This window comes from Rhizorhabdus sp. P4_G5 (assembly GCF_056401065.1).
The window spans coordinates 340,579-365,361 of record NZ_JBFUKB010000005.1 but is presented as its reverse complement, the minus strand read 5'-3'; the positions used below and the strand labels follow the sequence as shown (position 1 = coordinate 365,361).

Genomic DNA, 24,783 nt, shown 5'->3' with positions numbered 1-24,783 from the left:
TCATGCTCCCTGAAGCTCGGCGAGCAGGACGCCCGCGCTGTTGGATTTCGGTTTCCACATGCCGCGCTCCAGCGCCTCGGCGAGGCGGGCGGCGGTCTCGCGCAGCGCTGCCGGGTTGGCCTCGGCCATGAAGGCGCGGACCTTCTCATCCTCGATGAAAGCGGCGTGGACGGCGTCGAAATGATGATCGCGCACCGCGTGGGTGGTTGCCGCGAAGGCGAAGAGATAGTCGACCGACGCGGCGATCTCGAACGCGCCCTTGTAGCCGTGGCGCATCACGCCGGCGATCCACTTGGGATTGGTGACGCGCGCGCGGACGACGCGGCCTATCTCGTCTTCCAGCGTGCGGACGATGGGGCGTTCGGGTCGGCTATGGTCGTTATGGTAGGAGCGCGGCCGCTTGCCCTTGAGATGTTCGACGGCCGCCGCGATCCCGCCCTCGAACTGATAATAATCGTCGCTGTCGAGCAGATCGTGCTCGCGATTGTCCTGGTTCTGGACGACGGCATCGGCCTGGCTCAGCCGCTCGGTGAACAAGGCGCGCGCGGCATCCCCCTCGACACCCGAGCCATAAGCGTAACTTCCCCAGTCGAGATAGACGTTCGCGAGATCGCCGCGGTCGTGCCACAGCTTCTCGTCGATCATCGCCTGAAGCCCGGCGCCATAGGCTCCCGGCTTCGATCCATAGACGCGATAGCCCGCCCGCAATGCCGCAGCCTTGGGATCACCGCCCTCGTCGATCAGCCGCGCGGTCTCGACCCGATGACGGTGAGCTGCCGGATTGTCATCGACCGGTTCATCGAGCGCCATCACCGCGCGGGCGGCGGAATCGATCAGGTCGATCTGCTCGGGGAAGGCATCGCGGAAGAAGCCGGAGACCCGGAAGGTCACATCGACCCTCGGGCGGCCCAGCTCGGTCACCTTCATCACCTCGAAGCCGATCACCCGACCCGACGTCCAATCCCAGCGCGGACGCACCCCCATCAGCGCCAGCGCCTGCGCGATGTCGTCGCCGCCGGTCCGCATGTTCGCGGTCCCCCAGGCGCTGAGCGCCATCGCTTTCGGATATTCGCCTTCGCGCTGGAGATAATCTTCGACCAGCAGTTGCGCCGAACGCTGGCCCAGCTCCCAGGCGGTTGCGGTCGGCACCGAGCGGGTATCGACCGAATAGAAATTGCGCCCCGTCGGCAGCACATCGGGCCGACCGCGCGTCGGCGCTCCCGAGGGACCGGGCTGGATGAAGCGGCCGTCGAGGCCCGCGAGCAAGGCTGCCTTTTCCGCCCGGCCACAGGCGTCGACGCGCGGAATCAAATCGTCACGGATCGAAGCGAGGACGGCCGCCGTTCTCTCTCCCAACCCGTCATGCTGAACTTGTTTCAGCATCCACTCCTCAACGGGAGCATGCTGGGGTGGGTGGGTGGATCCCGAACCGAGTTCAGGATGACGAAGTGCAGAGACGAGCGCGCTGGCCAACAACTCCAACCGCTCGATAGTATCGCCGGCCGTTCGCCACGGATCGTCAGCCATTACCGCCAAAGCCGAGGGTCGAGGGCCATCCCACGCATCCCCCATCCTGCAATCGAGCGGATCGAAACCGAGCCGCAGATCGTCTGCCAGCGCCCGCAGCAACGACGCTTGGCCCGGCAGATCATGACCACGCGGGGTTCGCGACAGCGCGGTCAGCAGATCGGTTCGCAGCCGCCCCACCGGCGATTGGGTAAAGACGTGCAGACCATCGCGGATCTGCATTTCCTTCAGCTCGCACAGATAATTGTCCAATGCGGCCAGCGCATCATCGCCGTCGCCGACCGCGCCCGCATCTGTGTCGAGCCCCTGCGAGCGCGCCAGATCGAGTATCTCGCCCTTGAGGTGGTTGATCCGGCGCGGGTCCATGCCCGCCGCCAGATAATATTCGTCGACCAGCGCCTCGAGCTGCTTGAGCGGACCATAGCTTTCCGCGCGGGTCAGCGGCGGAGTCAGATGATCGACGATCGCCGCGCCGATCCGCCGCTTGGCCTGGGTGCCCTCGCCCGGATCATTGACGATGAAAGGATAGAGCTGCGGCACCGCACCGGCACAGACCTCGGGGAAGCAGCTCTCGGAAAGCGCCAGCGCCTTGCCCGGCAGCCATTCGAGATTGCCGTGCTTGCCGATATGGACAACCGCGTGCGCGCCGAACTGGCGGTTCACCCAGAAATGGAAGGCGAGATAGCCGTGCGGCGGGACCAGCGCCGGGTCGTGATAGCTGGTCTTGGGATCGATATTGTAGCCGCGCGCCGGCTGGACCGCGACCGCGACATTGCCGAAGCGATGGACCGAGAGGCGGAATGCGCCATCGCGGACGAATGGGTCTTCAAGGGGAGCGCCCCAGCGATCCGAGATCGCCGTCCGAACAGCCTCCGGGAGTGTATCGAAGGTTGCAAGATACTCGGCCAGCGGCAAGGCGATCTCGCCAGGCCGGTCGATCGAATCGAGCGCGTTGGTCACCCCGCGGAGCATGGTCGGCATAAGCGCCGCACCGTCCTCGGGTGCGTCGCCGACACTATAGCCCGCCTTACGCAATGCGCCGAGGATAGCACCCGCGCTGGCGGGCGTATCGAGGCCGACGCCATTGCCGATCCGTCCGTCGCGGTTGGGGTAATTGGCGAGAACCAGCGCGATCCGGCGATCCGGCGCGGGCGTGCGCCGCAATCGCGCCCAGCCGGCAGCGAGATCGGCGACGAAGGCGACGCGATCGGGCGCGACCCTCGGCACGACGATGCCGCACTCGGTGCGCTCGTCGAACCGCTCCGACGCCTTGAAGGCGATGGCGCGCGTGAACAGCCGCCCGTCGACCTCGGGCAGCGCCACATTCATCGCCAGATCGCGGGCGCCAAGGCCGCGCGGACTCTCCCGCCAGGCGCTTTCCTCAACCCCGGCGAAGACGGTCTGGAGGATGGGGCAATCGGCCTGTTCGAGCACGCTGCCCACCCGATCGTCGCCGGGCGACGACGCCGCGAAGGAGGTGGCGTTGAGGATCACATCAGGCGCGGTCTCGGCGATCACGCCGCGGAGCCAGTCGATCGCGAAGGGCTCGCGAAGCGCCCTCACATAGACGGCTACCACATTGAGATCGCGGTCTTCGAGCGCATCGACCAGCGCATCGACCGCGTCGAGCGTGCCGACGATGGTGAGCGCACGGTAGAAGGTTAACAGCGCTACCGGCCGGCCTTCAACCCATCGCGCCCGCACGTCGTCGAGCACCGGCCGCTCATGGCCGCGCAGGTGCAGCCCGGCGTCGGCGACCGGGACCGGATCGTCGGGCAGACCAATGTCGCGCCCGATCAGGCGTGCGGCGTGCCGGAGGAAGCTCGTTGCATTAGCCACCCCACCCTGCCGGAGACAATCGCGCAGCCGCTCGCGGATCTCGTCAGGCAAGGTCGAGGCCGCATCGAGCGCCGGATCGGGCTCACGGCCGTCGGCGATGGCGGCGAAAGCGATCCCTTTCTCGCGCGCTACGCGGGCGATCTCGTCGACGCCATAAGGCCAGTAGCTCTTGCCACCGAGCAGCACGACGCCGACGAACTTCGCCTGCGCGATCACCTTCTCGACATAAAGATCCACCGAATAGGGATGCTTGAGCTGAAGCAGGTTCGCGAGCCGGATCGATGGCGCGCCGTCACCCAGCGCAGCCGCCGCCCGCGCGAAGCAGGCAAGCTCGCTGTCCGCCACGGTCAGGAAGACGATCTCGCCCGGCGACTGGGCGAGATCGATCGCCTCGTCGCCGTTCGAAACCGTTCCCGGCGTGGCGGCCAGCAGATGCATCAGCCGCCCAATACCGCCGACAGCGTCGCTTCGATCGCCGGCCGGTCGAGATCTTTCTGTCCGATTACAACGAGCTGCGACTGGCGCACCTCCCCGGCCGTCCAAGCGCGATCATAATAATGCTGAACGCGCGGACCGACCGCCTGGATCACCAGCCGAGCGGGCTTGCCGCCGACCGCGATCAGGCCCTTGATCCGCAATATGTCGTGCTTCGCGATGACTTCAGACACCGCCCGCAGCAACGGTTCGACATTGCCGATGTCGCCACCCTTCACGACGAAGCTGTCGAAGTCGTCATGGTCATGATCGGGATCGCTGTCATGATGCGAAGGCCGGGTTTCGAGATCGTCCTCGGCGCCCGCAAACAGGCCGAGCAACATGCCGATGTCGACCGCGCCATGATCGGCACGGACAATCTTCACGCCGCTGCGGGTATCGCCCGAAATATCGGCTTCGATCTTGGTCAGCTTGTCGGCATCGACCAGATCGGACTTGTTGAGGATGACGAGATCGGCGCAGGCCAGCTGATCTTCGAACAGTTCCTCGAGCGGGCTGTCATGGTCGAGCGTCGGATCAGCCGCGCGGGCGAGCGCCAAAGCCACCTCGTCGGTGGCGAAGCGGCCCGCCGACACCGCTTCGGCATCGATCAGCGCGATCACGCCATCGACGGTTGAGCGGGTGCGGATCTCGGGCCACTGGAAGGCCTTCACCAACGGCTTGGGCAGCGCGAGGCCCGACGTCTCGATGATGATATGCTCGGGCGGATTAGGACGGTCGAGCAGCTTCTGCATCGTCGGCAGGAAGTCGTCGGCCACAGTGCAGCAGATGCAGCCATTAGCCAGCTCGACGATATCGTCTTCAGGGCAGGCCTCGTCATTGCAGCCCTTGAGCAATTCGCCGTCGACCCCGACATCGCCGAACTCGTTGACGATCAGCGCCAGTCGGCGGCCCCTGGCGTTCTGGAGAAGATGCCGGATCAGCGTGGTCTTGCCGGCGCCGAGGAAGCCGGTGATGACGGTCGTCGGTATCTTGCTCATGCGCCGACGCTTCCCGGCGCGGCGGGCAAGCAGACAATGATGGCCTTCATCGGGAAACTCCCGGCACCTGAGCTTCATCGGTGGCGGGGCTTGCCGTTCGGAACACGAACGGCCGGCGCGCAATGACGGGCGGGCGCCAAAGGCACCCGTGATCACGCAACCGTGCGGCACCCGCCGCTTCGTTCGTCGCTCAGACGGAGAGGAACCGTGCCGTGACCATCCCCTGGATCAAGGCAAGAGCGACCGGTGCGCTGGCAGGTCTCCTGGCTCGCGGGTCATAGCTCGATGCGCGCCTTCCCGGGTCAACCCGACCCAGTGACCGTGCCATCCAATGGATAGACACATGCACATCTCGCTCGCCGCTTACAGTTGCAGGGACAGCCGCGGATTTGGGAGCGAACTCCCGCACCGCATTCCCATTTTAAGCCCTTCCGGGCACCAGCGCGATCTTTCGAGCCCTGCATTTCTGCTGGACTCCATCGGCCGGATAGTCCGTTTCACGCCCGAGGCCAACCCTTCATCGCGCGCGGTCTTGTGCCCGCCATTCCGCGACGAGGGCCGGGCAGTTGGCGAGCTGCTCGATGACGATCGGAGAATAGGTCGGCAAAGTGATGGTCGTGCCCCTTCGGATCTGCATCGAGCCCGATGTCGGCAGGCGACCATCCTTTCCCCATCGCGACCGCTCAGCCGACGTAATCCCAAGGACGCGTCCGACCACCTTCTGACCGATCGGCTTGCGCGACCGCGCCATCGCGCGCTGCAGTTGCCGGTCGCGTTCTCCGGTGTGGATGCGCAGCCCCAGCGGCATGTCCCCTTCATTGGCCAGATCGATGAGCACGTCGAAGCCGGTGGGCGTTCGCACCAGCGATACCAGCCGCCGCGCTCTCCCCTGCTCCGACATGCCTATCGTACCCGCCGCCTGCGACGCGAAGCGGCGCGCGGCTGCATCAGCCTGATCCAGCCGATCCAGATGCCGCTGATCGACGTGACAAGGCCGAGGATCGAGAGACCCCACAGCAGCGCATCCCAAGCCGGGCGGTTCAGCGTCAGGCCGTTCAGATCCCATTTGTGCAGGAAATCGAACAACCAACGATAGACTCGGCCACGTTCGTCGATTTCGCCGAGCAAAGCGCCCGTCGTCGGATCGAGATGCACCCATGTCCCGGCCGCATCGTCATATTCGACGCGTAGGACGGGGAGTTGGGGAAGCGCACCGACATCATACCAATAGGCGTCGGGCGCAGTGAGCCGCTTGACCTCACGGATTCGTGCGTTCGGCACGAGCTTGGCCGCCGCCGCCAATATGGCTGGCTCGGACATCTTGACCGGAGTGTCGGTCGAGGGGTCGAGTGTGAGCGTAGGCCGGCCTGGACGTTCGATCATTACATGTGATCGACCCGCAGCCCAGTTGAGCTCCAGCAGCTTTGCTCCCGGAGCGATGCGCGCGAGCCTCGCGATATCAAGGGGCGGCGCCTTACCGGTGCCGGAATAAGCGATACGCTCGGCATCGCCGATTCCCGGGCTGTCGAACAGGCGCCCCGGATCGACCGACAGCCAGCCGCTGAATATCCATGCGAGCAGTGCCAGGCCGCCGCCGAAGCCTGCGATGTGATGCCACAGCATCCAGCCATGATAGGGCGTCATTCGGCCACCCCGAAACCGGCGACGCCCCATCCTCGTTCGAAGGATGCCGATCCACATGCCCGTCACGGCAGCGGCGATACATGGCCCCGACACCCACAGGACAACCTGTCGCCAGGCCGGACTGTCCTGGCGGAGGATCGTCGGGTAAATCCAGTGCGGCACCGATCCCAGCCAGTTCCAGAAGCGCTCCTGACGATCGCTGTTCTGGACGACGGCGCCCGACACCGATGAGACATAGACCACCGTGCCCGCCTCATCGCCGAGTTCCGCTTTCCACAAGGGCCGGTGCTTGTTGAAGCCGCCTGCAACCGTCCACTGATCGCGGGTGATCAGTTCGAGCGCCGACACCGGAGCATGGCCGAAGTCGGCTGCCACGCGCCGGGCCATCGCCAAGTCGACGGGCTTCACCGCCGATCCACTCGTTGCCGCGACGGTCCGTTGCGTTCCATCCCAGGGATCAATCCGCCAGACCGGCTGTCGATTACGCATCTCGAGCGACATCGCCTTGGGCGCCGCGATGCCTGCCGCCGCCAAGGCAGCGGCGGGCTGCACCTTCACCCGGCCCCAGTCGATCGACTGGAGCCCGGCGACCCGTTCCTGCGCGGTCAGCGACGGGAACGGGACATAGATCATCACCAGCCCGGAGATGAACCAGATCGCGAACAGCAGGCAGCTCGCGATGCCGATCCATCGGTGGCTGATGTAGAGCCAGCGCTTGACCCGATGGCCAAGCGCTGGACCATTGCCGCTAGAAGCGAGCACGGACCGAGACATCTATCGATCGCGGACGGCCGAGGATCCATTGCTCGTCATTATAGGTGGTCGTTGCGTAATCCTTGTCGAAGAGATTGTAGACGCGGACGTCGACCGCGACATTATCGGTCACGGCGTAGCTCAGGCCAGCATCGACGACGGTATAAGACGGAACGCGGAAATCATTCGCGTCATCCGAATGAGAATGGCCAACATAACGAAGACCGACACGGCTTTGGAAGCGCTGGAAGGCATCCCAGCGCAACCAGAGATTCCCGGAAGTCTCCGGCACGCCGGCCGGCGTGTTTCCGGTGTAAACCGTGCCGCCACTTACGAAGCTATCGAAGCGAGCCTCGAGCACTGTACCGTTCGCGTCGATTCCGAAACCAGCCGGGAGGTCGATCGAGACCGACGCCTCGAAGCCCTTGGACGATCGTTGGCCGATCTGCTCAATAGGGCTGGTCAAAAACCGCTGCGAGAGGAGGTTCTTCTTCACGATCTTGTAGGCCGCCACCGTTGCTGTTCCGCGTCCGTCCAGGAAGGCGGCCTTGGCACCGAACTCGATCTGGTCGCCTTTCGCGTTACTGAAGGCGGTCTGTGAACCTGAGAAGGTGGTCAGCGTCCCGATGGGATCTGTACCCGTCGAATATTGCCCATAGAGCGAGACGGTCGAGGTCGGCTGATAGACCGCGCCGACGCGCCAGGTTGTGTTGCGCAGCTTCTTCGTGAAAAGGCGTGCGCCGATGGCCCCGGAAGGATTGATGTTCTGGCGGTACACCCGATCATGCTCGTCGCGAATGCCAGCGACCAACGAGAACTGATCGCTGAAGCGGATACGGTTCTCCGCGAAGAAGCTATACTCGCCGGTCCGCGTCCGATAGCGCGGCGCGATCCCCTGTGTGTCGAAGAACAGACCGGAGTCGAAGCTGAGCGGATCGACGAAATCCTCCTGCAGGTCCGATCCGAAGTCGTTCGAGTAGGTGAGCTTGATCTTGTTGACGTCGAAGCCGACGACGAGATCGTTCTGGATATCGCCGAAATCCGCGCTCCACTTGACGCTACCCTGATTGCCGATCTGGGTCTGGTCGTGGATGATGCCAAGATTGTCGGTCCGGTAGATCGTGCCGGGGGTGCCAGACGTGCCGTTATAGCCGTTCGGGCAGTTGCCGCTGCCACCGATCCAGCAATAGCTCTCCAAATCCTTGAAGAGCCGCTTGCTCGTCAGCCGGTAGGTGGTGTTGGAGATGCTGATCAGATCCGAAGGCGCCCATTCGACGGTGAGAAGCGTCCGGTTGTCACGATAGTGAAGGCTGGCGTCCGCGACATTGTAGTTGCGATGGCGGATGCGTGTGTCGAGCTCGCCGTTGATCAGCGGCGTACCGAAATACTCCATAGGCCGCAGGTTCGCATAGTCGTCGCGCAGCGTGAATGAGAGCGTCTCAGTCGGCGCGAAGCGTAGCGCCGCCGACACCGCATAGCTCTTCGAATCGCCGTGATCGACATAGCCGTCCGATTTCCGATAGCTGCCATCGACCCGGTAGGAGAGCTTGTCGCCAAGCGGACCGCCGGCTCCCGCCGCGGCATGCCAGCTGTTCTGCGAGCCATAGCCGGCTTCGGCTTCGACCTCGGTTCGCTCGCCGCTCGGCTTCTTGGTGATCACATTGACCGCCCCGCCCAGCGCTCCCTGACCGTAGAGTACAGACGCCGGTCCGTTGAGTATCTCAATCCGATCGATGTTCCATGTATCCTGCGGGAAGGTTATCGTCCCTGCGACCGGAAAGAGCCGGACGCCGTCATAAAGCTGGAGCACCGAACCTTGCCCCTTGAAGCCACGAACGACGAGCGCCGTACCGCCATCGCCAGGCGTGGCCGCCGTCGTGATGCCCGGCGCGCGAGTGACCGCCTCGACGACTGAGATGTCGCCCCGCGCGCGGATCGCATTCCCGTCGATAATGACTACGCTCGCCGGTGTCTCAAGGGCAGTAAGGCCGAGGCGGCTGCCCGTGCTGGTTGGTACAGTCAACGCCGCGCCAAGCCTCCCCGTAACGAGGATAGTGTCCTCGTTGGATTGAGCGCTTCCGTCTGCCGCGGCGTCCTCCGCAAAGGCCGGCGATGCCAGCGCGCCAAGGATGGCAAGCGTGATTAGCGAGCGCGGCGCGCCGATGATGTTGGTCTCTTTTTTCACTTGATTCCCCCATCGGCGCCTAACGACGATGGCGGGGCGTACCGTTCACGAACGGTCGGCACGCAGAGAGGCCGGGCGCCCGGGGGCGACCACCATGCGTTACCGTGCGGCCCCAGCCGCTCGTTCGTCGCTCAGACGGAAAACACCGTGCCCCGGCCATCCCCTGGACCAAAGCAAGAGCGACCAGACGCAGGCAGGTCTCCTGGCTCACGGGTCATCGCTTGATGCACGGCCTTCCCAGGCCTCGCATGAATTAGCGTCCGGCCCAGTGGCTGGCGGCTCGGGACGTCTTGCCCGAACCGCACATATGCATCGCGCTCACCGCTTACAGTTGCAGGGACAGCTGCGGATTTGAGAGTGTCCGATTTTCACCGGCCCCCCGCACCGCATTCCCATTTTAAGCCCTCTCGGGCACCGGCGCGATCATGTCGGCGCGCGACCTTTCGGCCTTTGCGCGAACGAAGCGCCAGTTACGGAAGTTGATGCAGCCCTGCAAGGACAACGTGCGTGGACCGCAACGACAGCGGAATCAGCCTCTTCGATCCAATATATCGGCTCAGCCTCCGGTGATCGCCTGAAGCCGCCAGCCGCCGTTGAAGGACAGCCTGACCGCCGTCAGCGGCGCGACGTCGATCCGCATGGTTGCCGGCAGAGAGATGTCGAGCGCTGCCGACAAGATCGCGCGAATGACCATAGGATGGGTGATCGCCAGAAGGTGAAGGTCTCGACGGGCCTGCGCGTCGAGCCAGGGAGAGATGCGATCTCGGGCGTCGATAAGGCTCTCGCCATCAGGCGCACCTTTTGCCGGATCGGCCAGCCACGCGGAAAGGGCCGCCGCATCACGCTGATGAATGGTCTCGAAGCTATGGCCCGCCCAGCCACCTTGATCGACATCACGCAGGCTGCGGTCGATAGACGCTTCCAGCCCCAGCGCGTCCGCCGTCTGCCGGGCCGCGAGAGCCGGACTGACCATGAAGAGGTCGGCCTTGCCTTCCGAGAGGCGATAGTCGTTTGCCTTCCGTACACCGCCATCGTCGAGTGGATCTTCGGGCGCAGGGAAAGCTCCTTCTCGCATCGCTGCGGTCGCCGCATGGCACAGAAGCGTCAATCGGGCTGCCAGGGGACTTCTCCAAGGATCGTTGACGCCTCTCATGCATCCGGCCTAGTGCGGAGCCAGCAATGACCGAGGAAGAAGCCGGTGTGATTCCGGCACGGTCGCGCCACTGTTATCGCCAGCGCCGATGCGCTGTCGAGAGTCAGACCTTCCTCGGGCGATTTTGACACGGTGCCGGGACGCGATATCCCGAAAGGAGCATGACCATGGCGAGCAAGCCTCTCTTCGCAGACGACGCCTTCATTCCGCTTCCGGGAACAGGGGTGATCCCCCTTGGTGACATCATCCCCTGGGGCATCTTCGGCGCGTTGCTGGCCATGATCTTCCTGTATTTCGTCAGCACCGAACAGGGCGCGCTGTCGCTGTTCAGCGGTATGTACGTCCATGAGTTCGTCCACGACGGACGTCATCTGCTCGGCTTCCCCTGCCACTAAGGCGGGGATGCTACCATGACCCGAAATTTGCTGATCCGCGGCATGGTCGCCGGCATCCTCGCCGCGATCCTGGCCACCCTGTTCGCCCGCGCCCTGGCCGAGCCTCAGGTCGACCTCGCCATCGCCTATGAGGCGTCGCATTCCGCGCACGAGGCGCACAGCATGCCGGGCATGCCGTCGGCTAAAGAGCCCGAGCTCGTCAGCCGGGGCACGCAGAAGGGCCTTGGCCTCCTCACGGCGCTGACGCTCTACGGGGCAGCAGTTGGCGGAATCTTCGCGCTGGTATTCGCGGCCATATATGGCCGGATAGGCTCGATCGGCCCGCGCTCGCTAGCCCTGCTCCTTGCCCTCGCCGCCTTCATAGCCATGGCCCTGGTACCGGCCCTCAAATATCCGCCGACGCCGCCAGCCGTGGGGCAGCACGAAACTGTCGCCTTCCGGACGATTGCCTTCTTTTCGATGATCGCCCTCTCAATTGTCACGATGGTCGTCGCGGTCAAGGTCTCCCGGGCACTGAGGGATCGACTGGGCTCGTTTAATGCGACTCTCGCTGGCGGAGCCGCCTATATCGTGCTGATAGCGGCGGTGCAGTTCGCCCTGCCAGCGATCAACGAGGTGCCTACCGACTTCCCAGCAGTCGTGCTCTGGAATTTCCGGGTTGCCGCGATCGCGATCCAGTTTCTCCTGTGGCTGACCATCGGCACTATTTTCGGTGCCCTTGCCGACCGGACATTGCGTCAGGCCCGCTAGCCCGCGGCTCCCTGTGGGCGGTGCAATACATGTTCGACTTGCTTCCCGTCCCCAGTCGAGCAATCTGCCCCCGCTCCCGCGACACCCGGCAGTGGGGCTTAGTAACCTCCTTGGTAGCCAACTCGGTCGAATTCAATCATCGGAAAATCCGATCTCGATCGTTCGCTGGAGACCAAGGATTTGGTCGCTGCTGTCCAATGGACTGATGCGGGAGCGTCATGCCAGCATCAACGAGCATCCATCACCGAAGAGCGGCGCAGGATCAGGTGGCCGCTCGGGCGCCGGGAGGCACCGCCTGCTCCATCGCCTTACTGACTGTTTCGACCGCCTCGGCCCTCGGCATCGCCTGGATTGCTCGCGCGATCCCCTCGCTACCGTCCATGTGCCAGAGCGGCCCACCGCCGAGCGCCGAAAGCGCTTCCTCGGCCACCTGCGATGGCTCGACAACGGGGTAAGCGGGATTGTCGAGCGGCATGCCCATTTTTACCATCGCGGGCGTCCTCGTCGTGGTCCCGACCACGCACAGCACGTCCACGCCATAGGGGCGCAGCTCGTACCAGAGGCCCTCGGCCAGGATCGCCGAATAGGCCTTGGACGCAGCATAGGTGGCTAGCCGCCCCACGCCGGAGGCATAAGCCAGCGATCCCATCAGGATGATCCCGCCGCTGCCCCGTTGCCGCATCGGCTTGCCGAAGCGTACCGCGAACGCCGTCTGGCCGATGGTGTTGAGATAAGTCAGCCGGAGGGCCTCCTCGTCGGGTTGATCGAGGAGGTCGGCCATTGCCGGGGCCGCGCCGGCATTGCATACCAGCAGGCCGATCTCGACATCGGCGCAACCGCGCTCCACCTTATCGACAGCTTCCGGATGGGACAGATCGGTTGCGATCGTTCGGATCTCGACGCCGCACTCGGCGCGCAGCCGGCCGGCCAATTGTTCCAGCGGCCGGGCTCTGCGCGCGACGAGCACCAGATTGAGGCCCTCCCTGGCCAGCCTCTCCGCGAACGCGGCGCCGATCCCTTCGGACGCTCCCGCGACTAAGCCCCAGGGACCATAGCGTTCGACATCCATGGCCGTCCTCTCCGCTTGTTATCCGCGCACTGCATGACAAATCCAGCCGAACCGAGCCATCGTCCAATCCGACTATGCGGGCTCGCGCGCGACATGGGATGTCAGAGGGCGCTGGCGGCGGCGCGTGCGTGATTGCGATACAAGGCGGCGGAGCGGCTGATCGCTTTCCAACAATGAGCAATCGCCCCTCAGCAGCGCCAGGACGAGGACCATCTTATGGACAAGCGCATATCAGTCAGGAACGTCATCACCGCCCGGGAACGAGCGACCTCGTCCTGATGATGGAACAACTAACGGACGGGGCAATATTAGAAAATATACCGATGAACCGACCATGAGCACTCCGGCGGTGCAGCTCGACCCGCCCCTCGCGGACGAGATTGATTCGCCCAAGATGAGCGGCGAGCAATGGGACCGACTGGCGATCTATGGCGCGGAGGTGATGACCTTCGGCCAAGCGATGGCGATGCCCGCGCAGGGCGTCCAGGACGCGGCCGACCCGTGGCGGCGGATGTGCCGCTGGATCGTGGAGGAACACGCCGGTGCCTGACGACGATCGGCCGGCATCGTCCAACGCCTTGCTGTGTGTCCAGCTGGCGATGCCCGAGGGGCCGGTCGCGCTGCTCGACGGCAGCATCGCTCTCGTCGAGATGGGCGAGAGCCGAAAGAGCCTGTCGATCGTCTCGCCCGATGGATCGCACCGCATCCTGTGCCGGCATGGCGGCAATCCCAATGGCCTCGCGATTGATGGCAACGGTTGCTTCTGGGTCGCCGGCGGCCCCGATCAATCGATCATGCGGATCGCGCCGGATGGCGAACTGCTCATGCAGATCACCGGAGACGGCGAACGCGGCTTCCTGTTTCCGAACGATCTTGCCTTCGGCCCCGACGGCCTGCTCTATGCGACTGACTCGGGGATCGATCCAGCCAGGATGTTTTCCCAACCAGCCGGAAGCCGCCTTCGCGATCTGGACTATGACGGATCCGTCTATCGCATCGACCCGCGCGCGGGCAAGGTGGTCACCAAGCTGGCGGCCGGGCTCAAGTTCACCAACGGCATCGCGTTCGGCCCCGATGGCGACCTCTACTTCAACGAAACGCTCACCGGCATTGTCTACCGTATGACCGACGACGGCGCCATCGAGCGTCACGCCAACGTGATCCGCTCGCCGAGCGACGACTTCAAGGGACCTGACGGAATGGCGTTCGCGGCCGACGGGACGCTGTACTGCGCGGTCCTCAACGAAGGCCATATCTGCGTGGTGGCCCCCGACGGCACGATCGCCGATCGACTGCCCACGAACGGCGAACTGCCGACAAACGTGGCGTTCGACATCGAGCGCGACCGCATCTACGTCACCGAGCTATCCGGGGGCAGCATCGAAATCATCCCGATCGATCGCCCCGGCCTGGCGCTCCATGCCCCCTCGCTGACGCTCTAGATGTGTAGTCCCGGAATGTGATGGTGCGAATCGATTCAACGATTGATGCTGCGGCTCCCCAACAGGGTTTGGGACATAGCGCGTTCCCGATGATATAGGTATCACACCCTACATGGCGCTGTCGTTCCATGAAGGACGAGAACGAGGTACTGGGGGCTCATAATCTACCCGAATTTGCAGTCGTATTCGGCTAATGCGCGCCCGTTGCTTTAAACCGCGTTGCATGGGTCCAACGATCGCTCGCATTGAATCAAGCTCGTTGTAGGAGCCGAGGATGTCATTTTCCACTGAAGCGCGCGTTATTCACCAGAATGCCGTGATCGAAGTGCGCAATTACGTCTGGATCGACCCGTTGGACGATGTCGTCGTCGACGAACATCCGGTCTTCGGCCTTTCGCTTTCCCCCGTGCCACGCGAGTCTCAAGCCTTTTTCGGAGACCTTGAAGACAACTGTGTATTCAATGCAATCGGCAAGATGCTTTTCCGTCCTGCTGCAATGCCCATGCGATTCACAAATGCCGGGGGAAAGCAGAGACTGGTGATGTGCACGGTCCCAGCCCATGGTGACGGGTCGACCTGCGGCGACCTGTTTGAGTTGCTCTCAGATGCCCGTCCGATCGCCGATCTGCGCCATGACGGCCTGGCCCTTACGCTGCGAAGGCTCGCGCAGGAAGCCTGCGAGCCGGGCTTTGCCTCGTCCGCGATGGTCGAGGCGCTGGTTACGGGGCTGCTGGTTGACTTCATTCGCATGGAGAAGCGGGTTTCCGCTGAGAGAAAGCCTAATACGGGCGGCCTAGCGCCATGGCAGCTGCGGCGGATCGACGAGGCATTGCACCATATTGACGGATCAGCGCCGGGCGTGTCCGACCTCGCCACGATCATCGGCGTGTCGCCGCGGCATCTCCTTCGAGCATTCCGAGCCAGCACCGGAATAACCGTCGTGAAGCATATAGCCCGGGTTCGCGCGAACCGCGCCTGCGAATTGCTTCTTTCGACCAGGCTTCCCGTGAAGCAGATCGCGTCGCGTTGTGGCTACGCAAGCACTACCGCGTTCGCCACCGCCTTTCGACGCGAAATCGGCCTGCCCCCGAAGGAATACAGGGCAAGGACACGCCAATAATGTCCGATTGCAGCGCCGACGTCCGTTTTGCAGACCACTGCACGCTCGCGGCAGCTCTTCCCGGCGGATAAAAGAATGGTTCGAGAGGAGACCATTCGCTTGCCCAACAAATGCACATTCGATTTTTCCGGGCGCACTGTCCTCGTAACCGGCGGGACCGCAGGCATCGGTCTTGCCATCGCGAAAGACTATGCCGCCGCTGGTGCCAGGGTCTACGTGACTGGGCGGCGCGGCGCGATCGAGGACTATGGCCCGGATCTGTCCGGCTTCGGCTATTTCCGCATGGTTGCCAACGATCCAGGCGACATTGCCGCAATCCAGCAAGGGCTGCCGCAATTGGACGTGCTGATCAACAACGCCGGTGAATCCCATCCCGGCGGATACGAGGCGCGCTTCGAGCCTGACATGTTCGAGAAGACCGTAGAGGTCATCCTCTTCGGTCCCTATCGCCTTGCCCACGCCCTGCACCCGCAGCTTAGGGCCAGCGACATGCCAGGCGGTGCAAGCGTCGTAAACCTCGCGTCGCTATCATCCTTCTTCGGCATGGATGCGGTGCCGGGCTATGGGGCAGCCAAGGCGGCGATCGTGCAGTTGACCAAGACCCTCGCTATTTCGTGGGTCGGCGATGGCATCCGGGTAAACGCTATCGCGCCCGGCAACATCCGCACCCGGATATTCGACCGCGTGATCGATGTTCCCGAAGCAGTGGCTCCACTGCTGGCCCGCACCCCCATGGCGCGCTTCGGCGAATGCGAGGAAATGGCCGGCCCTGTGCTTTTCCTGACCAGCCCCGAAGCCGGTTTCATCACCGGACAGACCCTGACCGCCGATGGCGGCTATTCGGTCGCCTGACGAAGCCTCGAGAAAGATCATATCATGCGCATAGAGGATCTTGCCGCCCCGCGTCATACCCAAGCAGCCCTTTCGCTCATGCGGGCGGCCGAAGCGGCAGCGCCCGTGAGCCTTGAGGTGGACGCCGTCCTGGATGCAGCAAGAGCAGCGACGGGGCTTACCGACTTCGGCGAAATGGATTTCGTAGAACGTCTGGCTGTCATGCTGCGCAGCGCCGACGAGGACGCGCTCAATGCGCTGGGTCGCTCATTCTTCTTCAACGACATGGTCCGCTATGCGGCAAACCGGCTGCGCGTGGAAGAAGCGGTCCGCCGGGATCCAGCCATCCTCGACATCGAAATTACGCGGCCCATCATCATCATCGGGATGCCGCGCACCGGGACGACGCACCTCGTCAACCTGATTGCCAGCGACGAACGGCTGAGGTCCCTCCCCTATTGGGAATCGCTCGCTCCCATACCGCCTGCAGCCAGCCCTGATAACCGCCGGAGCGATGCGGAGGCGGCCTGGGCGGGGCTGGATGCGTTGCTGCCGATGCAGAAGAATGTCCACGAGCTCAGCCCGACGCACATTCACGAGGAAATCGAACTGCAGATGCTCGATTTCTCCTCCTACATGATTGAGTGGACGGCACGTCCCTATCGCTGGCGCGACTGGTATCTCTCGCACGACCAGACATCGAGCTACCATTATCTGCGCAAGGTTCTGCAGGTTCTTACGTCGCTTCGCGGTCCGCAGAACTGGATATTGAAGTCGCCCGGGCATCTCGAGCAACTGAGACCGCTGATGGCGACGTTCCCCGATGCCACGATCGTGATGACACACCGCGATCCGATCGCGGTCATAGCATCCTGCCTGACCATGAATGCGTACATCGATCGCCTGCGTCGAGTGAAAGTGAATCCCGCCGAAGTGGCGAACTACTGGGTCGATCGCATCGAGAGGCTGCTGCGCGCCTGCGTGCGCGACCGTTCGATCCTGCCTGAACTCCGGTCGATCGACCTGCGCTTCGAGGATTTCATGGCTGACCAGATTGGCACGGTACGCAGCATCTACGCGATGGCCGGGCTACCCATGACCGATGCTGCCGAGGCTGCGATGGGCAGCTATCTAGAGGCACACAAACGCGACCGGCATGGCCAGCTCGAATATGATCTCGAGCAGGATTTCGGTCTGGACGTCGCCATATTGCGCGAGCGCTTCGCCTTTTACAGCGATCGCTTCGGGTTGACAGCGCGATGACCGCACAGATCCGCCAGCGTGCGAGCGAAAGGCTTCTGGCAGGCAGAGCCTGGGAGGACCTCGCACAGGTGATGATGATCGCAGGCCGCGTGATTGAACAGTTCGAGGGAATAAACGACCTCGACCGGACGGAGTGGTATCGCTTTCTCTCGCGGCTGATGCGACACGGTTTCCATCGCTATGTCGAAAATTCGGAACCGAAACGCCCTCGCCTGCTCGACACCCCGTGGCGACAGGGGATCAATTTCCAGTCGCCGGACCAGGACCACCTGATCGCCGAGTTCTTCGACGAATCCTGCGATTACAGGATTACCGGCAACCGCGGCACTGTTCCCTATTTCGTGATGGTGACATGGGAAGGCGGGTTTCCGGCAGACCACGGCGCACGCGACTGGGCGCCGCTCGGGACATCAGGCCTCCGCGAATTCGATCCGGCGGTAATGCGGGCCACCTCGTTCCTGTCCAGCGACAGCATCCGCTTCGATAGCGATGGCAACTTCACGGTAATCGTCAGTCGGGACAAACCCGACAGCGATGTGGACTGGCTGCCTCTTCGGGAAACCTCGGTCGGCGTCCTCGTCCGCACCCTCTATCATTTGCGGGAGGAAACGATCGCGCCATCGATCAGGATCGAACGATTGGATGGCGCGCTCCCTTGTCCCTTGCGGGCCAGTGAGCTTGCGGCCGGGCTGGCTCGGGTCGGGCAGATCACACTGGGTTATGCCGAACTGGTCCGTCGCTGGTGGGACGACAGACCAGGCGGATCGCCCAACCGCATCGCCTTCGACCTAGCGCTCTATCTGGCCAACGGCGGCGTGGCGGACAGGCATCACGGCTTCGGCACTTGGGAATGCGGACCGGACGAAGCCCTAGTGATGACCTTCATGCCGACGGAATGCAACTATTGGATCCTCCAGCTGTGCAACCTGTTCCAGGAGAACCTCGACAATTACGAGGACGGTCAGGGTTACCTTCAGAAGTTTCGCGCTCGATACGAAGGCGATGGATCGGTGCAGGTCATCATCGCCCACGAAGACCCCGGATGCGGCGGCAACTGGTTGGATCCCTACGGCCACGTCCACGGCACCTGGAGTCTTCGTTTCATCAAGACCGAAGGCAGCCCGCCCGAGGTAACGGTATTCCGGCTACCGCTGGAAGCTTTGCGCGCCGAAGGATTTCAGGCGCTCGACAAGCTCGACGCAATATATTCGGGCGGCCTCATGGAATGATCGAGGCCGGTTGCGGGGCGGGCGGGAAAACCAGCATCGGGAGACAGGCATGTTCTTCAGGAACCATTACCAGAACGGCTACGTCACGCGTGACATCGACCGAGCCCTGCCGCTGTTCACCTCCCGCTTTGGCGTGTCCGAATGGGTCACGTTCGATCCGGCCGAGATCCTAGTGAGGACCGCGCAGGGGCCGAGGGATTATCGCGCGCGCATGGCGCTGGGTTGGTCGGGTAGCCTGCAGCTCGAACTGATCGAGCCCCTCAACGACGACACGCGCGAACTCTACCGCGATGCGCTCGCCCCGGACATCGCCGATTTCATCCCGCGCTTCCACCATGCGGCGGTACGACGGACAACCTTGGAGGAGATGAAGCGCGAGGTTGGATCCCTGGGTTTGCCGCTGTTGATGGAAGGCGAAGTCCCGGGATTCGTATTTTGCTATATCGACATGCGGCAGCAGCTTGGTCACCATATCGAGATCGCGTGGGCGTCCGACGAGATGTGGGCTTTCAATAAGTGGCCTGCCGACAAGTCGATCGTGTGACCGCCAGTTTCCTTCCCCTCAGCCAAGGCGCCCTTTCCCGGATCGCCTCTGGGTCAAAGCTATCGCTTGACTATCGCGGATACATTAGCGGCGGACGGATCGGATGCGGTTCCAAAGAGAAGATCGAGTGCCGTTGACTTAAGGATCGGATCTCGAAGTTCTGGCTTAAAGCCTGCCTGATCGAACTCTTCGATCCATTTGTCGGGCGAAATGAGAGGAAAATCGGAACCAAAGAGAAATTTGCGTCCCAGCTGACCGTTTGCGTACCGCATGATCTGCTCGGGGAAAAAGCGCGGGTTCCAGCCGCTCAGGTCGATGAACACGTTAGGCTTGTGCAACGCCATCGACAGGGATTCGTCGGTCCAGGGCCAGCCTGGATGGGCCAGGATGATCTTCATCTCCGGGAAATCGACCGCGACGTCGTCGACGAGCATCGGACGGCCATATTTCAAGCGGATACCACCACCGCCCGGCATGCCGGTGCCCATTCCACTGTGGCCCGTGTGAAACACGACGGGCAGGCGGTAGTGATTGATGACCTCATAGAGCGGCCACGCCAGGCGGTCCCCGGGGTCGAAATTCTGAAGTGGGGGATGAAATTTGAAGCCGCGGATACCATGGTTTTCGATGAGATTGCGCGCCTCGATCGCACCCAGTCGTCCCTTGTGGGGATCGATCGATCCGAACGCGATCATGATATCGGAATTAGCCTGGGCTGCCTCGGCGATCTCCTCGTTGCGGATGCGCTTGATCCCGGTTCCGGATTCCATATCTACGGTGAACATGACGAAACCGATTTGCCGTTCACGATAATAGGCGATCGTTTCCGGTATCGTCGGGCGCTGACGGGGCGCCTTGAAATAGCGCGTTGCGGCATCCGCGAACGCGCCGAAGATCGAATCTTCGGGATCGTGACAACTCACCTCCGCGTGGACGTGAATGTCGATCGCTCTCAGTCTGGAAAAAGTTTCACGGTCCGCGCTCATCGAGTCCTCCGTCGCACTGACTTGATGGGGGCGTTGCAGCGACGAGCATGAGCGCATCGAGAGCAACTGCGCCTTGTCCGTCGGGATTCACGATGACCGGATTAAGATCGATCTCCCGGATCGACGTCTCCGCAAGAAGCAGCTGTCCGAGCGCGATGACGAGCTTGGCCGTTGCCGCGACATCCAGCGGTGGCGAGCCTCGGAACCCGTGCAACAATGGAGCCTGCTTCAGCCGGTTGAGCTCGCGTATCACGCCATCGAAGGGCAGATCAGGTGCTAACAAGCGCACGTCCTGCAAAACTTCCGCGGCCACACCGCCGAAGCCGACGAGAATGACTGGCCCCCAGTCGAGATCATTTTTTGCGCCGATGATGAGCTCAACGCCGCGCTCCCCCATTTTTTCAACAAGGACGCCGTCCAGAACAAGGCCTGGCCGATGCCGAGCAATGTTGTCGTGAAGACGATGCCACCCCTCGTTGAGCGATGCCTCATCGACGATGTTGAGGATCACACCTCCCGCGTCACTCTTGTGACTCAACCCGGCGGACTGCGCTTTCAGGACAACGGGAAAACCGATGCACTTCGCGCTCGTGAGCGCGTCTTCCAGGCTCGTGCAGAACTTGCCATCCGGAAAGGCAATGCCAAGCGGTGCCAATAGCGCCTTGGCCTTGAATTCGGCGATCACGCCGCCTTGCGTCGGAAGTTCCGGCAGGACATCCAGGGGGGCGACCACGCTGCGAAGATCTCGTGCAGCGCTCTCGCTCAGTCGAGCCACTGCGCGTAGAGCGCGCTCGGTCGAGGGGAAGTAGACGGCCCCAAGGCGACGAAACTCTTCGATGTAATGATGGGCGACCCCAGCTCCTTCATCTAGTCCAGCAAAGACGATCGGCTTTTCGGGTTTTGTCTCCAACATGGCTCGTATAAGCGGCGGGAATTTAACCGCTGTCGTAACAGGATCTGTCTGAATAATCCCGACGATCACACTGCCAAAACGATCATCTTGAGCCAAGGCCGCGAGCGTCTTGTAATAAAGCTCCGAGTCTGTCAGCCCTTGGGCGGTCAAGTCGAGGGGGTTCGAGACACTTACGAATTCCGGTAGAACAGCTCGCAGTTGTGGCGCACTGGCATCGTCAATGCTGGGCAATTCGAGATCAAGGGCCTCCGCAAAGTCAAGTACAAGAGCTTTGAAGGCGCCGGATTCGCCCATTATGGCGGTACCGCTTGTTCGAACCGGGGGACAGCGAAGTGCCATCTCGGCCACGTCGCCAAGCTCCTCCATCGTTTCGACAAGGATAACTCCCGCACGCTCTACCTTGACGCGCATGACCTCGTAATCGCCCGCCATCGCTCCTGTATGGGTCGCGGCGGATTCGCGCGCCGCGCCGCTTCGACCGGGATGCAGGAGGACGATCGTCTTGCCCATTGATCCAGCACGGCGTGCCGCCTCGAGGAAGCGTCGCGGGCTTCTGAACGATTCCACAACCATCACGATGACATTGGTTGCAGGGTCATCAATCAAATATTCGACATAGTCCTCGACACCGCTTGCCGCCTCATTCCCGGTGGAAATGGAAAACGAAAGACCGAGATCGCGCGAGGCGAGGGTGGTGCAAAGGACGCAGGCAATCGCTCCGCTCTGCGAGACTATCCCAATCCCTTTCCGGTTGCCGAGCGGTACAGCGCTTGTCTCGACGAAGGTCAGTGGAACTCGGTCGATGAAGTTGGTCATCCCGAGGCAGTTGGGCCCCTCGATGATCATGCCGGTGGTTGATGCGACCCTGGCGATTTCTCGCTGCTCCGTCAGGCCTTCTTCGCCGCCTTCGGCAAAGCCCGCCGAGAAGATGATCGCGGCCCCCACCTTTCGCTCGGCCAATGCCTTGATAGTCTCCAGCACGGCCATCCGCGGAATTGCCAGAACAGCGACATCGACTTGCTCGGGCAGAACCGAGACCGAAGGGATGCAGACACGCCCGCCGATTTCCGTTCGTTTTGGATTGATCAAATGGATCTCGCCCGAAAAACCATTGCGTTCGAGATTGCCCAACACGGCCGCACCGAGCGCACCAGGTTTTTCCGAAGCCCCGACGATAGCGACCGAGCGCGGCCTAAGCAGACGATCCAGCGAGGATGCGCCAATAACAGTATCCTGAATTGTGACATCCATTTTCGGCGAAGCTCCAGTATTCCAGGTCAAAGCGTTCGATCGGGCCGTTAGTGCGCATTTTCAGAAAGAATCTTCAGCCAGCTTGCTTCGACCTGTCGTATGCTCCGAGACCAGGCTTGTAAGCCTTGTCATCGATAAACTGCTTGATCCCTTGTTTGCGGCCTTCGTTATCGAAACTGTTTGCTGCCTCTTGTGCGCGAACCAGAAAATCCTCAGCATTGTCGTATGTCATCTCGCGCACTCGTCGGATTGCATCCTTCGTGGCTTTCAGCGCGATGGGATTCTTGGTGAGCAGAACCTGCGCGACTTGGGAGACACGATCGCGAAGCTGAGAGAGTGGTACCGCTTCGTTAACAAAGCCCCATTCAGCAGCCTTTTGACCGTCGATGTTCTCACCCATCATAGCGTGATACATGGCGTTACGAAAATTGGTGAGCTCGGCAGCGACTTTGGCGGCGCCGCCGCCAGGGAGAATCCCCCAGTTGATTTCCGACAGGCCGAATTGCGCCTCGTCGGCTGCGAAGGCGAGGTCGCAGGCGAAGAGCGGGCCGTACCCGCCGCCGAAACACCAGCCGTTGACCATTGCGATCGTGGGCTTCTGATACCACCGAAGTCGCCGCCACCAACCGTAGCTCTCGCGTTGAGCCCCGCGCGTGCCGGCAAGGCCCTCCGCTTCGGTTTCGCGAAAATACTCCTTCAGGTCCATACCGGCCGTCCAGGCCGAGCCTTCGCCGGTAAGCACCAGGACCCCGACATCCGTGCGAAACTCGAGTTCGTTCAAAACACGCATCATCTGCCGGTTCAATCGGGGAGACATGCAGTTTCTTTTGTCGGGCCGGTTGAAGCTAACCCAGGCGACATTGTCTTCAATGGTGTAGGCGACTGTACTTGCTTCGACGGGGTCGATGTCTTCAAATGCCATGGAAATCTCCAGCGATATGCGTGAAGGTTGAGTGTTCAGATCGGGAAATGTCCGGGCTGGGTCTCGATGGTGATCCAGCGCAGCTCTGTGAAGCTGTCGACGCCAGCCTTGCCGCCAAACTTACCGTAACCTGAGCCTTTAACACCACCAAACGGCATCTGGGCCTCGTCATGCACGGTTGGACCATTTATATGGCAGATCCCGGATCGGATTTGACGCGCCACGCGTAGACCACGCGCTATGTCACGGGTGAAAACGGAGGCTGAGAGCCCATAATCGGTATCGTTTGCAAGCTCCACCGCGTGCGCTTCATCCATCGCGCGAACGATAGCCACGACAGGGCCGAAGCTTTCCTCGCCAAATAATCGCATCACTGGCGTCACGCGATCGACCACATGGGCCGGCATGAGGACGCCGTCGGCCGGCCCGCCGTTGACCAGCGTCGCTCCATCTCGCACCGCGTCGTCGACTAGCGAGCGTACATGGTCGACGGTCGCGAGACCTACGACCGCACCCAGCGGAGTTTTGCCTTCGCGCGGATCGCCGACCGCCAAGGTGCCGACTTTCTCGCGAAACCGGTCGACGAAGGTATCGGCGATGGACTCGACCACGATAATCCGTTCGGTGGACATGCAAATCTGCCCCTGATTCATGAAGGCACCAAAAGCCGCAGCCTTAACGGCCTCATCCAAATCGGCATCATCGAGAACAATGAGCGGCGCCTTGCCGCCGAGTTCGAGTAATGCCGGCTTGAGATGCTGAGCGCAGCGCATGGCGATGATTTTTCCGACGGCGGTGGAGCCGGTGAAATTGACCCGCCGGACCGCGGGGTGATCGATCATCGCACCCACGATCGCGCTTGCATCCGATGGCGCGTTGGTAACGAGATTAACGATGCCGCCGGTCAGTCCCGCTTCGACAAAGGCCTCCACGATCAGGCTATGGGTGCGCGGACATATTTCCGAAGCCTTTAGAACGACAGTGTTCCCGCACGCGAGTGGCACGGCGATGGCGCGGGTAGCGAGAATGATGGGTGCGTTCCATGGTGCCATAGAGAGAACAACGCCGGCAGGCTCACGCACTGCCATGGACATGCAGCCTTGTTTGTCCGACGGGATAACCTCGCCGCCGATCTGAGTTGTGAGCGAGGCTGCCTCGCGGATTATTGAACTCGCCAGCGCTAGGTTGAAACGAACCCAGCCTTCCGTAGCACCGATTTCGGACATCATCGCGTCGACGAAGTCATCGACGCGAGATTCGAGGGCATCAGCTGCCTTCATCAAGGCCGCCCGACGGGCATTAGGGCCAAGTGCCGACCAGGTCGGGAAGGCGTGCTCCGCTGCCTCTACAGCCGCGATTGCATCGCTTGTGCTGGCCGCGCCCGAACGCGTCACGACGACGTTCGTCATCGAATTGGCGCGGTCGAATGTTGCCGAGCAAAAATGCGGCTTGCCACCAACGATCATGTGCACCTCGACCAAAGCCATGCTCC

20 protein-coding genes and 2 riboswitches are annotated in these 24,783 nt (G+C 62.4%); of the genes, 9 read left to right on the top strand and 11 right to left on the bottom strand.

The genetic code is table 11. The features are described 5' to 3' along the window. From cobN to AC1DQK_RS11500, 6 genes are all read right to left on the bottom strand, one after another. Positions 1-3,804: a cobaltochelatase subunit CobN gene (gene cobN, locus AC1DQK_RS11525; protein WP_477870549.1), complete on the bottom strand. Its 3,804-nt coding sequence runs from the start codon at positions 3,802-3,804 to the stop codon at positions 1-3. After that, the gene (cobW, locus tag AC1DQK_RS11520; RefSeq protein WP_477870547.1) at positions 3,804-4,841 is read right to left on the bottom strand and encodes a cobalamin biosynthesis protein CobW; all 1,038 of its coding nucleotides are present in this window, start codon (positions 4,839-4,841) and stop codon (positions 3,804-3,806) included. Before cobW ends, cobN begins: the two co-directional genes overlap by 1 nt. 236 nt (positions 4,842-5,077) lie before the next feature. Then, positions 5,078-5,299: riboswitch (cobalamin riboswitch) on the bottom strand. A 59-nt stretch (positions 5,300-5,358) separates the two neighbouring features. Then, complete coding sequence (locus AC1DQK_RS11515; protein WP_477870545.1) at positions 5,359-5,742, bottom strand: hypothetical protein; 384 nt, start codon at positions 5,740-5,742, stop codon at positions 5,359-5,361. Between the two features lie 2 nt (positions 5,743-5,744). Then, positions 5,745-7,259 (bottom strand): PepSY domain-containing protein, encoded by a 1,515-nt coding sequence (locus AC1DQK_RS11510; RefSeq protein WP_477870543.1) that lies wholly within the window; start codon positions 7,257-7,259, stop codon positions 5,745-5,747. Then, positions 7,234-9,423, bottom strand: coding sequence for a TonB-dependent receptor (locus AC1DQK_RS11505; RefSeq protein ID WP_477870541.1), 2,190 nt, complete (start codon positions 9,421-9,423; stop codon positions 7,234-7,236). Before AC1DQK_RS11505 ends, AC1DQK_RS11510 begins: the two co-directional genes overlap by 26 nt. A gap of 175 nt (positions 9,424-9,598) precedes the next feature. Next, positions 9,599-9,857: riboswitch (cobalamin riboswitch) on the bottom strand. 122 nt (positions 9,858-9,979) lie between these two features. Further along, complete coding sequence (locus tag AC1DQK_RS11500; RefSeq protein WP_477870539.1) at positions 9,980-10,576, bottom strand: histidine phosphatase family protein; 597 nt, start codon at positions 10,574-10,576, stop codon at positions 9,980-9,982. Between the two features lie 167 nt (positions 10,577-10,743). Between AC1DQK_RS11500 and AC1DQK_RS11495 the strand changes: the two genes are divergently transcribed. Further along, positions 10,744-10,971, top strand: coding sequence for a CbtB domain-containing protein (locus AC1DQK_RS11495; RefSeq protein WP_477870537.1), 228 nt, complete (start codon positions 10,744-10,746; stop codon positions 10,969-10,971). A gap of 15 nt (positions 10,972-10,986) precedes the next feature. Then, complete coding sequence (locus tag AC1DQK_RS11490) at positions 10,987-11,721, top strand: CbtA family protein (protein ID WP_477870535.1); 735 nt, start codon at positions 10,987-10,989, stop codon at positions 11,719-11,721. Between the two features lie 262 nt (positions 11,722-11,983). Here AC1DQK_RS11490 and AC1DQK_RS11485 read toward each other — a convergent pair whose 3' ends face one another. Further along, positions 11,984-12,790: an SDR family NAD(P)-dependent oxidoreductase gene (locus tag AC1DQK_RS11485; protein ID WP_477870533.1), complete on the bottom strand. Its 807-nt coding sequence runs from the start codon at positions 12,788-12,790 to the stop codon at positions 11,984-11,986. A gap of 334 nt (positions 12,791-13,124) precedes the next feature. Here AC1DQK_RS11485 and AC1DQK_RS11480 point away from each other — a divergent pair, with 334 nt between their 5' ends. The 7 genes from AC1DQK_RS11480 (at position 13,125) to AC1DQK_RS11450 (ending at position 19,219) form a co-directional block, all read left to right on the top strand. Next, positions 13,125-13,340: a hypothetical protein gene (locus tag AC1DQK_RS11480; RefSeq protein ID WP_477870531.1), complete on the top strand. Its 216-nt coding sequence runs from the start codon at positions 13,125-13,127 to the stop codon at positions 13,338-13,340. Further along, a complete protein-coding gene (locus tag AC1DQK_RS11475) occupies positions 13,333-14,232 on the top strand; it encodes an SMP-30/gluconolactonase/LRE family protein (protein ID WP_477870529.1) in 900 nt (299 codons plus the stop codon). Before AC1DQK_RS11480 ends, AC1DQK_RS11475 begins: the two co-directional genes overlap by 8 nt. A gap of 274 nt (positions 14,233-14,506) precedes the next feature. After that, positions 14,507-15,352 (top strand): helix-turn-helix domain-containing protein, encoded by an 846-nt coding sequence (locus tag AC1DQK_RS11470; RefSeq protein WP_477870527.1) that lies wholly within the window; start codon positions 14,507-14,509, stop codon positions 15,350-15,352. Positions 15,353-15,451: 99 nt separating this feature from the next. After that, a complete protein-coding gene (locus AC1DQK_RS11465) occupies positions 15,452-16,204 on the top strand; it encodes an SDR family NAD(P)-dependent oxidoreductase (RefSeq protein WP_477870525.1) in 753 nt (250 codons plus the stop codon). A 78-nt stretch (positions 16,205-16,282) separates the two neighbouring features. Beyond that, positions 16,283-17,446, top strand: coding sequence for a sulfotransferase family protein (locus tag AC1DQK_RS11460; RefSeq protein ID WP_477870522.1), 1,164 nt, complete (start codon positions 16,283-16,285; stop codon positions 17,444-17,446). Next, positions 17,443-18,675, top strand: coding sequence for a DUF1214 domain-containing protein (locus tag AC1DQK_RS11455; protein ID WP_477870520.1), 1,233 nt, complete (start codon positions 17,443-17,445; stop codon positions 18,673-18,675). Before AC1DQK_RS11460 ends, AC1DQK_RS11455 begins: the two co-directional genes overlap by 4 nt. Before the next feature lie 49 nt (positions 18,676-18,724). Next, complete coding sequence (locus tag AC1DQK_RS11450) at positions 18,725-19,219, top strand: VOC family protein (protein WP_477870518.1); 495 nt, start codon at positions 18,725-18,727, stop codon at positions 19,217-19,219. A gap of 59 nt (positions 19,220-19,278) precedes the next feature. On the opposite strand, the gene AC1DQK_RS11445 is transcribed toward AC1DQK_RS11450, so the two are convergent. The 4 genes from AC1DQK_RS11445 to AC1DQK_RS11430 form a co-directional block, all read right to left on the bottom strand. Beyond that, a complete protein-coding gene (locus AC1DQK_RS11445; protein ID WP_477870516.1) occupies positions 19,279-20,205 on the bottom strand; it encodes an amidohydrolase family protein in 927 nt (308 codons plus the stop codon). Then, positions 20,189-22,369 (bottom strand): acetate--CoA ligase family protein, encoded by a 2,181-nt coding sequence (locus AC1DQK_RS11440; protein ID WP_477870514.1) that lies wholly within the window; start codon positions 22,367-22,369, stop codon positions 20,189-20,191. Before AC1DQK_RS11440 ends, AC1DQK_RS11445 begins: the two co-directional genes overlap by 17 nt. A gap of 73 nt (positions 22,370-22,442) precedes the next feature. Further along, positions 22,443-23,291, bottom strand: coding sequence for a p-hydroxycinnamoyl CoA hydratase/lyase (locus tag AC1DQK_RS11435; RefSeq protein ID WP_477870512.1), 849 nt, complete (start codon positions 23,289-23,291; stop codon positions 22,443-22,445). A gap of 35 nt (positions 23,292-23,326) precedes the next feature. After that, positions 23,327-24,778, bottom strand: a complete 1,452-nt coding sequence (locus tag AC1DQK_RS11430) for an aldehyde dehydrogenase (RefSeq protein ID WP_477870510.1) — start codon at positions 24,776-24,778, stop codon at positions 23,327-23,329. Positions 24,779-24,783: the final 5 nt, after the last annotated feature.